This is a genomic window from Ruegeria jejuensis, assembly GCF_041537905.1.
Classification (GTDB): Bacteria; Pseudomonadota; Alphaproteobacteria; order Rhodobacterales; family Rhodobacteraceae; genus Ruegeria_C.
The window spans coordinates 225,665-239,198 of sequence record NZ_JBGRUO010000004.1 but is presented as its reverse complement, the minus strand read 5'-3'; the positions used below and the strand labels follow the sequence as shown (position 1 = coordinate 239,198).

The window sequence follows — 13,534 nt, the reverse complement described above, 5'->3', positions numbered from 1 at the left end:
GACCTATTGAATCTGAACTTGGGCAAACCAGAGCCTGACTAGGTAGGGCACTTTCGTTGACTGAGACCACACACCAGATTGGTGTCATCACTTTGACGTTGATCACTGCCGCCTTGTTTCTGACGTTACGCAATATGCCGATGATGGCACAGACCGGCATGAAAATGGTCGCCTTCAACGCCATCACAATTGTTGTCTATCTTATCCCGGTCGCACTTGTTTCGGCCGAGCTTGCGACGGGTTGGCCGAAAAATGGCGTCTTCCATTGGGTTGAGGCTGCCTTTGGACCTCGTATGGGATTCCTGGCAGTGTGGTTGCAATGGGCCCAAAGCATCTTTGGCATTACATCTATTGTCGCGTATGTCGCCGCATCGCTTGCCTACGCGCTTGATCCCACACTGGGATCAAGCAAGTACTTCATCGTTACGGTTATCCTCGTTGTCTATTGGGGCGCCACGCTGGCAAATTTTCGCGGTTCGAAAAGTTCCGGCATGATCAGCAGCGTTGCTGTGTCCATTGGTGTTTTATTGCCTACAGTCATTCTGATTATCTTGGGTCTTGCATATGCTCGTGCAGGAAACCCGTTGCAAATTGACACAGCACTTACCGCCGAAAACTGGGTGCCATCGATCGGCGAAACCGGCAACTTGACTCTCTTCCTCAGTTTTATCTTCGGATTTGTGGGGGTCGAAGTTTCAGCGAGCCACGCCCGTGAGGTCAAAAACGTCCACCGCACCTATCCGTTGGCGGTATTCAGTGCAGCAATCATCGGGTTTGTGCTGACATTGCTGGGTGGCCTTGCCGTCGCGGCGATATTGCCGGTGGCTTCGATAGACCAGATCAACGGTGCAATGCAGGCCTTTTCCGCGTTTTTCGAGCATTTTGGCCTTGTGTGGCTAACGCCGGTTGCTGCGGTGCTTGTCGCGCTTGGTGCGGCGGGCCAAGTCAGCACCTGGATTGTGGGGCCGGTCAAAGGAATACTTGCGGCAGGGCAAGCGGGCTATCTTCCGATCTGGGCGCAAAAGGTAAACGGCAAGGGCGTGCCAACGAATCTTCTGATTGTGCAGGCATCATTAATCTCGTTGATAGCCATGTCGTTCTTGCTGGTAGACGATGTAAACACAGCCTTTCTGATCCTGACTTCGATCGCGGTCCTGATCTACTCGCTGATGTATGTGCTGATGTATGCGGCGGCCATTCGTCTGCGGTACTCACATCCGGAAGTCCAGCGCGCCTACCGGGTCCCAGGCGGCAACGCCGGAATGTGGATTACAGCCGGACTCGGGTTACTTGCCGCGCTCGCCTGTTTTGCAATCGGGTTTATCCCGCCAGCCGTCGGAGCGCTTTCCATCCTGTCATTCGAGCTGATGATGGCAATTGGTGTTATCCTCGTCTCATCCGCGCCAATCCTAATCTACGCGGCTCGTCGCCCTGGTTGGGCTTCCAAGGGGGCTGTGCAAGCGACAACAAAGGAAGAAACATGACCAAAAAACGAAGCCCCTCGTCTCATTCGGAGTCTGCGTCGGTCCTAACTCCGGCCTATGGGGGACGCTTCATGCGCGAACCCATTCCCAAATTCACGCTGCCCAAAGATGAGATGGACGCGGATTCCGCTTATCGCCTGATCCATGATGAACTCATGCTGGACGGCAACGCGCGTCTGAACCTCGCCACCTTCGTGACCACCTGGATGGAACCGCAGGCACAACGCCTGATGTCGGAAACATTCGACAAGAACATGATCGACAAGGATGAGTATCCCAATACGGCGATGATCGAGGAACGCTGCATCAAGATCGTCGCGAACCTGTTCAACGCGCCGAGCGAGGCGACGGGATCATCGGCCATCGGATCGAGCGAGGCCGTGATGCTTGCTGGTATGGCGATGAAATGGAACTGGCGCGCGCGCCAGCGGGCCAAAGGCAAACCGACAGACAAGCCGAACCTGATCCTAGGCACGAACGTGCAAGTGGTTTGGGAAAAGTTCTGCCGTTATTGGGATGTTGAGCCGCGCTATGTACCGATGGCGCCCGATCGCTATGTGATCGACCCGGAAGACACGATTTCCAAGATCGACGAGAACACGATCGGCATTGTTGCGATTCTGGGCACCACCTTCACCGGTGAATATGAACCGATCAAGGAAGTGCATGACGCACTGGTGGCCTCCAATGCCAGTACCGGCTTTGAGGTTCCGCTGCATGTCGATGCGGCAAGCGGTGGATTTGTCGCGCCCTTCCTGCAACCGGAACTGGAGTGGGACTTCCGGCTACCGCTGGTCAAGTCGATTAACGTGTCCGGGCACAAATACGGGCTGGTCTATCCCGGAGTTGGCTGGGTTGTCTGGCGCGACAAGTCAGAGCTTCCGGAAGATCTGATTTTTCACGTCAATTACCTGGGGGGCGATATGCCCACCTTCACGCTGAATTTCTCACGCCCCGGCAACCAAATCGTGGGCCAGTACTATAACTTTCTGCGACTGGGCCGGACTGGCTACAAACAGGTTATGGAGAACCTGGGCAGCATCGCTCAACAACTGTCAGCCCGAATTGCGCAGATGGGGCCGTTTGAGTTGCTGAGCGATGGCAGTGCAATTCCCGTGTTTGCGTTCAAAGTAAAAAACCCAGAAGATTACAGCGTATATGACGTGTCAGACCACCTGCGGGCGTATGGATGGCAGGTGCCTGCATATTCCATGCCAGAGGGTGCCGAGAGCATTCATGTGTTGCGCATCGTTGTGCGCGAGGGCTTTAGCTACGACATGGGAGAAATGCTTCTCGCGGACTTGACCAAAGTGATAGAGAAGCTGGAGCAGAATTCGAGCGCGCAATCTAACGACAATTCGGGCGGCTTCGCGCATGTCTGAGTCGCGCATCCTCCCATAGCAAAGACCGGTTTCGGCTTTGATGGAATGGACGTCCGCTGATCTCTGATTTGAAAAACGGCGCCTATTGATGGCGCCGTTTCCAATGTCGGGAGTTTTGCTATGTCACTCGGCAGGCTGACTGGCTTCCGCGCTGTCGAACTTGTCGCGAAGACCGTCTCGGTAGAGAGCTTTGGCAAGTGCGATCATCATCAGCGCCATCACCAAGGTGAACGGCAGCGCTCCGATGATCATAGCGTTGGCGAGCGCATCAAGCCCGCCGCCGCCAGCAAGCAGCAAGGTGCCAATGGCCGCGGTGAGGATAACCCCCCAAATGATGCGGTGTTTGACTCCGGTTTCCTGCTCACCTCCTGACATGATGGTGTTCATCACGAGAATCCCCGAGTCCGCTGAGGTCACCAGGAAGGTCATGATGAGAACCACGCACATCACGGTAAGCGCCGACAGGAGGGTGCCATCGATCATTTGAGCCAGTGTCACGAAGAGCTTGGCTGTGTTGGACGCACCGATAATGGTGCCATCGGCCCCACCGGTCATCTCCAAGTCAATGGCTGTGCCGCCCAAAATGGTCATCCAGGCAAAGCAGACCATCGCAGGCGCTATCACGCAGCCCAGGATGAATTCACGCACGGACCGTCCACGCGAGATGCGCGCCAAGAAGAGGCCCACAAACGGAGAGAAGGCGATCCACCAGGCCCAGTAGAAGGTCGTCCAGCCCGCCTGCCAGTTGAACAGGCGTCCACCGGTTCCCGCTTCGTAGGCTGCGATCAGTGTCGCCTCATCCAATTGGGCTGCGGCACCTTCTAAACCAGACCGGAAGCCCTCAAAATCTCCCCAGGCGTTTGTTGCACCCGAATAGAGATCGGAGGCCAGCGGCATCGCTGCCTGCGGCAGCGCGGCAGCAAACTCTCCCTCGGATACCGGACCATATGCGGCGAAGCTCAAAGAGAAGAAGTGAATGAGGTAGTCAATGAGGGCCGACACATAGGTGCTCATCGCGAAGAGGAAGGAACCGAATATGATGAAGGTTGCCAGCAAAATAATCGACAGGACCAGATTGAGGTTAGAGAGGTATTTCACCCCGCGCCCCACCCCGGAAACAGCCGATAAAATGGACAGGCCCATAATGACGATCAGACCAGCGATCAGGCCAACCTTGCCTGGAGCGGGTGCGTCACCGGTCATATTCATCATCCACTCCATGCCGGTGATCGCATAGAGACCGTCGATGAACTGGCTGACGCCGTAACCAATGGTCACCGACACGCCGAGAATCGTCGCAATAACGCCCAGAACGTCGACGATATGGCCCAGTACACCGTTCATCGCCGAACCAAAGAGCGGAGTTAGAGCAGAGCGAATGGTCAGAGGCATGTCGCGCGTGTAGGCATAATAGGCCAGCGAAAGGCCCGTCACCACATAGATGGCCCAGGCATGGAAGCCGTAATGCGCAAAGACGTACCGGTAGCCGGACTTCAGTGCCTCTTCGCTATTGGGCTCAACGCCGCCCGCGACGATGACTGGGTTCGAGCCCCATAATCCCAGGGGCTCTGCCGTCGCGAAGACCATAAGGCCCACGCCCAGGCCAGCTCCGAACATCATGGAAAACCAGGAAAAGTCAGAAAACTCCTTTCCCTCACCAGGGCGCCCCATGATCCGCTTTCCGGTTGACGGAATAATGGCGACAGCTGCGAGAAAGAAGAAGAAGACGCCGACGATAATGATGTAAAACGTGTTGAAGCCGTTCAGCAGCGCCCATTTTGCGCTTCCTAAAACCTCATTGGCGTTCAATGGCCATACCAGCGCCCAAAGCACAACAGCGACCATAATCCCTTTGCTGATTAAGGCGATAGGAAGACTATACCCCTCATAGAATCCAGCTGGGGATTTCTTAATCTCCAGGTCGGTAAAAGGTGGTTTTATTGACATCTATGTCGCGCTCCTCAGCAATTGACTGAATGTGCTATCTGGTTGGGATAGCTGAACAACAACCCGGCGCGGACCGCATCTAAGCTCTGATGCGCTTTGGATACTCTGCATCGGCTTCTGATTTTTTGGTCAGATGCGTAAAGGTGGAGTGATCGCGCCAGCCAGTGGTAGGGGCACTTTAGGGGTGTTAAAGGTTGGTTACTCAAAAAGATTTCGGTGAACACTTGGCTGGAATATTTTCGTCGCCTGCTGGGACCAAAAGTGCAAGTACACTAGTCACGCCGATTGAAACGACGTCCGAACGGGCAGGCCGGAAAGCTATCTACAGATGAAGTATCTTCCCCACTTCACATTTCTTCGATCATTTGAAGCAGCCGCCCGGCACAAGAGCTTTACGCACGCAGCCAAAGAACTGAACTGCACCCAGGCGGCCGTGAGCAACCATGTTCGGTCCCTGGAAGACTTTCTGGGTCGCACCCTCTTTGTGCGCACAACCCGATCACTCGTTCTGACAGAAGCCGGAAAAGCGTATCTGCCGTCAATCCGCGCTTCGATCGAAGAAATTAACGCAGCCACCGAACTCCTGGTCGGTAAACCCAATGCACGAACGGTCGTTGTCTCATGCCCCGTCTCTCTGGCAGCAAGCTGGATGCCCGGACTGATCGCGAGATTTCACGAATTGCATCCCAAAATCGAACTGGAAGTTCATGGGATCATCTGGTCCGAGGATGATGATCTGGTGTCCGATATCAGCATCACGATGGAGGACTCCCACGAAACGAAGTCGTCAGCGCATAAACTGTGGCAGGAAGAGATCTCACTGGTATGTGCTCCGGATTACAATGCCGGAGGGGAGCCGCTCAGCCGGGTCGAGCAGTTGCTGGAGTGCCGCTTGCTGGTTGCCTTGTCCAGATACGCCTTTTGGGAACGGCTTGCGGTGGCGCTGCAATACGACGCATCCCGTATTATGGGCATCGTTCAAACCAACGTTAACAGCCTCGCCTTGGAGATGGCCACAAGCCGGTTGGGCTGCGCGGTGACGCCACGCTCTGTTGCGGCGCCCTATATTGAACGAGGGCTTTTGATCGAGCCTTTCGACATTTCGGTCGAGTGTCCTTGGAGTTTCTTCGCACGCTGCGATTACTCTGCGGCGTCGCCCTCAACCAAGACGTTCTGGAACTGGCTTGTCGAAGAGCACCAATGCAATCCCTAGATGTTCGGTCCCGGCATCTGGTGGATTCGATCGAATGTGATTCTCTCAGGTTCTGAGGCCCCGGTTTTGCAGGAGTATTTGTAGGTGTGAGACCGCTGAGGGTCTTGAGACGGTGAACGAAGTTGCAGGCGTCCAGAGCGCTCGAGATGTTCAACCGGAGCATCCGTCGCTCCGCCGCCGGAAGCTGTAGTTTGTAACCGCCAGAGCTATCGCAGCGGCCATAGAACCAAATGCGATCCGGTACGCGCTTTCATCGCCTACACCGGCACTACGCGCTAGGTCGAGAACAAGACCGAAGGCAGTCTGCATGACCGGTATCGCGCCGATCGCAATGAGCATCTTTAATGCGTTGGCACGACCAAATACCGAGGCAGGCACCGTATCTCTCAATCGCACTCCCAAGGGAATATAAAACTGTTGGAGGAATACTGAGCCTGCCAAAAGTGCCAAAGCACCCAAAAGCGGTGGTGTCGACATCAGTGCCATGACAGCGAGGCATGTGGCCGAACCCGCTGCCGCAAGCACAATCACCTTGTCGCGCCCCCGCCCGGTGCGGTCGATACGGCCAAAAACGACTCCGGCAGCGATTGTTGTGGCAAACAATCCCATGAGAGCTTTGCCGGACTCTTCAGGGCTTAAACCGTGCACATCGTGCAGGTAGGGCCCACCCCAAAGACCGGTGATTGTGACGATGGGCGCATAGGTTACGGCACCAAGACAGAGTATGCGGCGCAGCTCGCTATCCTTGAGCAAAGCGATGAACCCCGTATTTGTCTGGCACTGCTCTGCCTTTTCGGGCGCGGTTGGCTGCAGAAACCATGCGGCGATCCCCATCACGAGAAGAGCCAAAACTGCGCCAAATCCAAAAACAATGATCCAGGGGAGGCGCTCCAACGCGACCGCCAGCGGCCACGTTCCAACGAGGCCGCCGACACCCCCGAGTGTCACGAGCAGGCCGGAAGCGTATCCGTAATCGCCAGATGGCAAGTTCTGCGCAAGCATCATCTGGACGCCTGCTCCGGTTGCGGCAAGCCCCACACCAATAAGAACACGCGCGGCCAGCAATGCTGGCCATGCCGCGTTGCCCAATCCAGGCGCGATCGCAAATAGCGCGTTACCAACGGCCACCAACGCGAGAGTCCAAAGGATGACGCGCTGTGGTCCGAAGCGGTCAAGCGCGATGCCAGCCGGGGCCTGAGACGCGAGCGTCGCTGCGAACATTGCCCCTACGAGGACCCCCAAAGCCGTCGCTGGAATACCTAGTTTCTCAGACAGGACAGGGCCGAATATACTCCCGGATGCACGCTGAAACTGACCCAGTGCAAAGACAGCGATGCACGCAAAGAGTGTCGAGCGCGCGCCGGGAGATGGGGCTGATACGGTTTTCATCCCACCCGTGTAGCGCAAACAAAGAAATCATAATAATATCACATAAGTACCAATTGATACCTGTATGAAATCATGCCCGATGCCCTCGATCACCGCCTCCTTCGTCAGTTCGTCGCCGTTGCGCACGCCGGTGGATTGAGGGCTGGCGCGTCCGCCTTGAACATGAGCCAACCGCCCCTGTCGCGCACCATCAGAGAGTTGGAGACCGCGTTGGGAGTATCGCTTTTTGAGCGCTCCAAGAGCGGTATGACCCTAACGGCTGAAGGCAGCGTATTGTTGGAAGAGGCCGAGGCAATTCTTGCCGCGCTAAGCCGTGCTGAGGCTCGGATAAAACGCATGGGAATGTACTCAAAACCATTGCGAATAGGCTTCGTCTCCGCTGCACTTGATTCACATCTGCCGGATCTTCTGTCGCGCATCTCCGCGCGAGGGTGGCCTGCCCCTGAACTGATCGAGACACCTACGAACCCGCAGGCCAAAGCGCTGGCGCGAGCAGAACTTGATCTCGGCCTTTTGCATCCACCCGTTGATGCTGCGCGCGGCCTTTCTCTGGCGTCGCTGGGCGAGGACGAATTCTTGGTTGCCCTGTATGAAGGACACCCATTGGCCGAACGTAAGGCGATCCGTTCTGCAGATCTGGCGAACCACCCTCTTGTACTGTTCCCGAGGTCACAAGGTCCTGTTCTGCATGCAGCGATAAGGGACGCCCTTGCGCCATATGGCGAGTTGAAGATCGGCGCAGAAGCGGCGCGAAGCCATACCCAGCTGGCACTTATAGCAGCCAAGGTAGGGATCGGCTTGATCGGCGCATCGGTTGCCCGGACGCTAGACTATCACGGTGTCGTCCTTCGTCCCTGGGTCGACCGACCAAAGATGGTTGCGCTGCAATGCTCGATAATGGGGTCAGAAGCGCTGTTGGCAGAACTTAACTATACCTGATCGTCCGAGCCGAACTTTCGGGCAGATTGAAGTGGTCCCAGAAGACTGGGCAGCGATGACAAATCAGGGGATGCCCATTCCATCAGAGCCGTTTCAGTCGAACGAGTTGATCAAGCGCTCGCGACCCAAAAGCGCTCTCTCGCGCTGGGCGGTGGCTCTTGCCGTCGCTATCCGCCTGCGCCGGTCCGAGCGCGGCGCCTCACTATCGGTCGTTGCCAAGAACGTATCGGCAAGCTTTTGAAGGGCCGGGATGCGGGTGCTCGCGTCAACAAGGATCTCGATGATGGCGCAGATTGCCATGACCTCATCCGTCGTGCCGCGTAGACGAACGTAATCCTGCGAGATTGCTTCTGAAACTTCCATGTATCCCAGAAGAAGCGCGGTCACTGTTTGCCTGTCAGTCGCGCCGTTGGGGCTTTTCAGTTTGGCTGTCGCGCGCAACCGGGTGACCCGCAGAACCTCGTCGTGAAATCGCACGGTGACCCGGTCGTCATCCAGTATCATACGTGAAATCTGACCACCGGCGAGTTTGCGGATAGCCCGAGCGCGGTGCGGCGCGGCCTCTTCCAATGCCGCATACAGCGCGATGATCCAGTCACGCAGATGGCTGGGGCTATTCGACATATTCAAACACGCCCACACCTTCGGCCCGCAATAGGCCCTGATCCAGCGTGGCAGTCAGTTTGCATCGCCCCGCCAGTTCGTTGATAAACCCCGCGCCCGGACGCATCGGGTCAGACAGCAAAAGCTGCGCCGCCGTGCCCGTTTCAAACTCCAGCTCAAAGCGGGCCAACGGGCTATCGGCGCGCAAGGTCACGGTTTGCGGCAGATCAGGCGATCGGCGGTCAGGGTAAATAGCTGCCAGGGAACCCGGCAGGCGGCGCATTGTCCGCGTTGGTCCCGCCTGATAGGAAAGCGCGATCTGGTTTGGCGTGAAACCGTAGACGCGGCTGCCATGCACGAGAAAGACATGCGGCGGCTGGCGATTGAAATGGGCCTTGTCCGTGCCGCGCGCCGCAACAATCGTGATGTCGTCACCAAGAACCCATGCGCCCCATTCCCAGGCCACATCCTCGCCCCAGAACCAGCGGCCCCAATTGTGGTCGTGATAGCCCCGCGCATTTTCAAGAGCGATCACCTCGCCGTCGAGTGTCAGAGTGCCCGAGATTGAAAGGACAGGGATCGCGCTCCAGCCGATCCAGCCGCTGCCGAACGCGGCAGTCAGATCGAGGGCCGCGGCAGGCAGCAGCGGCCGGGCCACGATATCGGCCTCAAACCCGTCCCCAGGCCGGGCGACGCGGGCGTGAAGCGCTGCGCCATCGCGCGTGACGGCGATCGAGAGCGTGCTGAGAAAGATGGCTTGCGTATCAATCGTGCTGTCAGCGAAGGCCGCGACCTCGACACCGCCGATCCAGTCACCATCAGCCGCACTTGCCAGCGCCACGCCAACCACGCGGGCGCGATTGTCCCAGGGCGCGCCATGTAATGAAAGGTTTATTAGAACGACACGCCCGCTCTCTGGCAGGAAGATGTTGAGATGGAACCAGTCCTTATAGGCCGCCGCCGTCGGATCGCCGATTGCCGGCGGCCGGAGCGTATCGAAGCGGGTCACCGCAGGATCGGGCCGCGATGCACGGCATCGCCGGGCTCGACCGTGTCCGCGTCCGGTGCGCTGCGGGCAAGCGCCTCGACCGATTGCACGATCTCGCGCGAATGAATCCAGAGACCCATCAGCGTATCGATGAAGGTAATCGCTGCCGGTACGGTCTTGCTGCGATGCACCTTGTTTTCCAGCGGGGCGGGGACGTTTTCGATGGTCTCAGCGAGGTCTTCAGCCAGCAACAGTGCCAGATCGTTGCGGATGTGATCCAGCACCGGTGCTGCAGGCATCCCCTCGGTCCAGCCGGTCACGCGCAGAGCGCTCCACAGTAATTCGCCATTGTCCTTGACCGCGCTGGCCTCAAGCGCGCGGCGGATGCGGGCGCCCTCGGCGGTTTTGGAAATCTCGCGCCCGGCCTCGGCCAGACCGGCGAGGGTGGAGCCAATCACGCTGACCCCGGACGTATAGTGCAGCGTGATCAAACGGCTGGCCAGCGAGGCGAAGAGGCTTGCCGTGGTGCGTCCCGCATCTTCGGGCGGGTCGATGAGGCGGATATTCGCACGGTCGGGCATGGATCGGCTCCTCAAGAGGTTTTGGTGGATTTCGCAGGCTTGCGCGTGGCGGCCTTCTTGGCGGGGGTCTTTTTGGCGGTCGTTTTGCGTTTCGCGGCCGCCGCGCGCGTGGCCTTGGTGACGGTGACTTCCAAAGGAACCACCCCCTCGCTGCAGCCATAGATCATGACGGCCCCGCGATAGACCCCCACGGGCATGTCAGCGGGCGCATCCAATGTCAGCGCAAATTTCAGAACCTCATCGGTTGCCAGAAGCGCCGTGGGGGGCGAGAACGCGGTCTGCGCGAACCATGTCGCGCCGGTATCAGACACCAAAGGCGTGATCATCGGCGTGACCATGCTGTGCACGCGCTGGCGGTTCTCGACATTCACCACCGCCTTGGCCTGCCCCCCCGGTTTCATTTTCAGATCGATGGTGCTGCCCTCGACCTGCTGCACCACCGTGCCCGGCGTGACCGGCCCCACGATCCCCTGCAACTGGCGCAGATACTGCATCGTGGCCTCGCTGAGGCTTTGTTGAAACGCGCTTTGCAGCTTCATCAGCTCTTCGAACGGGCTGGACGGGACGGTTCCGGGGTCATGGTCATGTGGCATGTGTCGTCCTCACTTCAGTCTTGCGATTACATATCTGAGCACTTCGCGCAGAAACTGGCGATGCCGGGTTTCGGGCATGAAACTCAGGTTTTCCGCCTCGAATTTCAGCGCCCGCGTGATGAAATCCTGCGCCAGTTCGCGCCCGTGATCGATCGAGCCCGCCTCGTGCATGGCCTGCAGCAGCCAGCGCACCTCGTCTGGCTCTTTGTCGGCGCGCGGCTGGGTCAACAGCCGGATGGCGCGGCTGCGCTGACGCTTGGGGGCGGTGCGCAGGAAATGTAGCAACATGACAGTGCGCTTTCCTTCATAGAGATCGCCGCTGATCTCTTTGCCATAGAGCACCTCATCGGCGGTGAGGTTCAGCAGATCGTCCTGCACCTGAAACCCGATCCCGGCCAGATAGCCAAGCTCCATGACATCAATCAGCGCTTCTTCGAGATCGGCCACCAGCGACGGGCCAGAGCCCGCCACGATCCCAAGGCGCAAAGGCGCGATCATCGTGTACCAGCAGGTCTTTTTGTAGGCCATGCGCAGGTAGTCTTCGGTCTCCAGATCGAAGCGCGCGTTGCGGATCCAGTCCAGTTCGATCGCCTGCCCCTCGACGGATTCGCGGCTGAGACGTTCGAAATCCTTCAGGATACGCAGCGCCTTGCGCACGCCAAGCTGCTCGACATTGTCCAGGAGCAGCGAGAGGCAGAACACGAAGGTCGCATCGCCGGTATTGATTGCGATGGGAACGCCGTGGCGGCGGAACAGCGTCTCATCCCCGCGGCGAAAGTCAGAGATATCCTCGATATCGTCATGCACCAGCGCGCCGTTATGGAAAAGCTCGATGGCCGTGGCGGTGTTCTCGGCCTGGGCCTGCGTTCCGCCCATGGCCTGACAGGCGGCATAGACCAGCGCCGGGCGCAGGCCCTTGCCCACACGGAACGGATAGTCGCTGATCTGGTCGTAAAGCACATCCATCCCCGTTTCGCGCCGCGCATTGAAAAAGCGGGTCATCGCCTTTTCGGTCCGGGCCCGCGCCGATTTGAGGACCTGCTCAATGAGGTCCCGATCATAGCCCGGATCATTCAAACCGGCTTCTGCGCGCAGGCGATTCCGAAACCGGGAACAAGGTCAATCCAGCCCGTGTTTTCGAACCCTGCCGCCTCAAAAAGGGCCATGAACTGTTCCGGCGTGTGGAACCCGATCCAGCCGGGATCGGCCCAGAGCGCCAGCCCTGACGAGCGTTTCACGAACCATTCAGGCCCGGCATCGATCACGGTGTAGTACCCGCCGGGCCGCAGGGCGCGGAAAATCTCGCGCGTGGCGGCGGGCGGATCGGGGTAGTGATGATGCGCGAGGCAGGAATAGACCAGATCGAACCGGTCGGTGAACACCTCGGGCAGCGCGCCCACATCGGACTGGAAAAAGGCGGTATTGTCGAAAGCCTTGGCGCGCGCCGATTTGTGGGCGGCGTTGACCATGCCAGCGGCCAGATCAATGCCCACTACCTCACCCTCGGGCACCAGCCGCGACAGGCGGCAGAGCTCGCGCCCAGCGCCGCAACCGGCATCGAGCAGGCGAAAATCGGGTTTGATATAGGCCGAAAGCTCCTCAACCGCTGCGTTCATGATCGGGGTTGAGAACGGGCGCACATAGGCGTCGTAGATCTCGCCCATGCGATCAAATTCTGAAACCAGCGGATCGTTTTCCGTGGCATGGCCGAGCAGGACGGGACGATCATAGGTCTTGCAGAAATGTTGGCCCAGACCGTCGCGATTCAGCGGGACGGGCAGCGTACCCATGCTCGTCCGCTCGATCAGGCCCGCGTTACGCCCCTGTTCATAAGGTTTCATCACCAGCGCGGAATAGAGGTGCATGGCCTGCACCAGAATGCCTTCGGCCAAGATGCCTCCTGGGGCGCTCATGGCTTCTTGGCTTTCGCGGCAGCGGCCCCCGGCAGGCGGCGCAGGACAACCGGGATCTCTCGATTGCCGAAGGGGTGAACGCTGACCGAGCCGTGAATGTCCTGATCCAGCTTCATCTTGCCAGTTGGTTTTCCCTTCAAGGTGAACACCGCCTCTTCGCCATGCGCCACCATGCGCCCTGCGGGCTCGACCTTAACGCCCGCTGCGGCGAGGGCATCTGAAACGGCGGGGTCCGCAGCGACCTCCTTGCCGGTATTATTGGTGACCGCAAAGCTGGCCGAGGCGATCTTGTTTGCTTGCGCAGCCAGGATCAGCGGCTGCACTACGGGGGCTGCAGGAGCAGGTCGCGGCGCGGGCGGCGTATCTGCCGCCGCCCCCTTTTCAGCGAGATCGCGCAACGCGCCCAGATAGTCGCGGGTCACGTCGAACAACCCGCCGTAATACTTCATATTCAGGCGCATGGCCTGGCCGAAGAGCTCCTTGAATTGCGAATTTGACATGG

At 58.5% G+C, this 13,534-nt stretch carries 13 protein-coding genes; 4 read left to right on the top strand and 9 right to left on the bottom strand.

What is annotated here, in order from left to right:
* Positions 1 to 56: 56 nt before the first annotated feature.
* Both AB1E34_RS07145 and gad read left to right on the top strand, forming a co-directional pair.
* Positions 57 to 1,484, top strand: a complete 1,428-nt coding sequence (locus AB1E34_RS07145) for an amino acid permease (RefSeq protein ID WP_372571649.1) — start codon at positions 57 to 59, stop codon at positions 1,482 to 1,484.
* Entirely contained in the window at positions 1,481 to 2,866 is a 1,386-nt protein-coding gene (gene gad / locus AB1E34_RS07140; RefSeq protein WP_372571648.1) for a glutamate decarboxylase, read from the top strand. Before AB1E34_RS07145 ends, gad begins: the two co-directional genes overlap by 4 nt.
* 123 nt (positions 2,867 to 2,989) lie before the next feature.
* Here gad and AB1E34_RS07135 read toward each other — a convergent pair whose 3' ends face one another.
* Positions 2,990 to 4,813 carry a BCCT family transporter gene (locus tag AB1E34_RS07135; protein ID WP_372571647.1) on the bottom strand — a complete coding sequence of 608 codons (1,824 nt, stop codon included), beginning with the start codon at positions 4,811 to 4,813 and terminating at the stop codon, positions 2,990 to 2,992.
* 328 nt (positions 4,814 to 5,141) lie between these two features.
* Here AB1E34_RS07135 and AB1E34_RS07130 point away from each other — a divergent pair, with 328 nt between their 5' ends.
* Positions 5,142 to 6,026 carry a LysR substrate-binding domain-containing protein gene (locus AB1E34_RS07130; protein ID WP_372571646.1) on the top strand — a complete coding sequence of 295 codons (885 nt, stop codon included), beginning with the start codon at positions 5,142 to 5,144 and terminating at the stop codon, positions 6,024 to 6,026.
* A gap of 150 nt (positions 6,027 to 6,176) precedes the next feature.
* Here the strand turns inward: AB1E34_RS07130 and AB1E34_RS07125 are convergent, their stop codons facing one another.
* The gene (locus tag AB1E34_RS07125; RefSeq protein WP_372571645.1) at positions 6,177 to 7,415 is read right to left on the bottom strand and encodes an MFS transporter; all 1,239 of its coding nucleotides are present in this window, start codon (positions 7,413 to 7,415) and stop codon (positions 6,177 to 6,179) included.
* 72 nt (positions 7,416 to 7,487) lie between these two features.
* Here AB1E34_RS07125 and AB1E34_RS07120 point away from each other — a divergent pair, with 72 nt between their 5' ends.
* Positions 7,488 to 8,354: a LysR family transcriptional regulator gene (locus AB1E34_RS07120; protein ID WP_372571644.1), complete on the top strand. Its 867-nt coding sequence runs from the start codon at positions 7,488 to 7,490 to the stop codon at positions 8,352 to 8,354.
* A gap of 93 nt (positions 8,355 to 8,447) precedes the next feature.
* On the opposite strand, the gene AB1E34_RS07115 is transcribed toward AB1E34_RS07120, so the two are convergent.
* From AB1E34_RS07115 to AB1E34_RS07085, 7 genes are all read right to left on the bottom strand, one after another.
* Positions 8,448 to 8,978, bottom strand: coding sequence for a hypothetical protein (locus tag AB1E34_RS07115; RefSeq protein WP_372571643.1), 531 nt, complete (start codon positions 8,976 to 8,978; stop codon positions 8,448 to 8,450).
* The gene (locus tag AB1E34_RS07110; RefSeq protein WP_372571642.1) at positions 8,968 to 9,966 is read right to left on the bottom strand and encodes a hypothetical protein; all 999 of its coding nucleotides are present in this window, start codon (positions 9,964 to 9,966) and stop codon (positions 8,968 to 8,970) included. The genes AB1E34_RS07115 and AB1E34_RS07110 overlap by 11 nt, the downstream gene beginning before the upstream one ends.
* Positions 9,963 to 10,526, bottom strand: a complete 564-nt coding sequence (locus AB1E34_RS07105) for a hypothetical protein (RefSeq protein ID WP_372571641.1) — start codon at positions 10,524 to 10,526, stop codon at positions 9,963 to 9,965. The genes AB1E34_RS07110 and AB1E34_RS07105 overlap by 4 nt, the downstream gene beginning before the upstream one ends.
* An 11-nt stretch (positions 10,527 to 10,537) precedes the next feature.
* Positions 10,538 to 11,119: a hypothetical protein gene (locus AB1E34_RS07100; RefSeq protein WP_372571640.1), complete on the bottom strand. Its 582-nt coding sequence runs from the start codon at positions 11,117 to 11,119 to the stop codon at positions 10,538 to 10,540.
* Between the two features lie 9 nt (positions 11,120 to 11,128).
* Positions 11,129 to 12,121 carry a polyprenyl synthetase family protein gene (locus tag AB1E34_RS07095; protein WP_372571639.1) on the bottom strand — a complete coding sequence of 331 codons (993 nt, stop codon included), beginning with the start codon at positions 12,119 to 12,121 and terminating at the stop codon, positions 11,129 to 11,131.
* A 71-nt stretch (positions 12,122 to 12,192) separates the two neighbouring features.
* Positions 12,193 to 13,032: a class I SAM-dependent methyltransferase gene (locus tag AB1E34_RS07090; protein WP_372571638.1), complete on the bottom strand. Its 840-nt coding sequence runs from the start codon at positions 13,030 to 13,032 to the stop codon at positions 12,193 to 12,195.
* Positions 13,029 to 13,532, bottom strand: coding sequence for a hypothetical protein (locus AB1E34_RS07085; protein WP_372571637.1), 504 nt, complete (start codon positions 13,530 to 13,532; stop codon positions 13,029 to 13,031). The genes AB1E34_RS07090 and AB1E34_RS07085 overlap by 4 nt, the downstream gene beginning before the upstream one ends.
* Positions 13,533 to 13,534 lie beyond the last annotated feature (2 nt).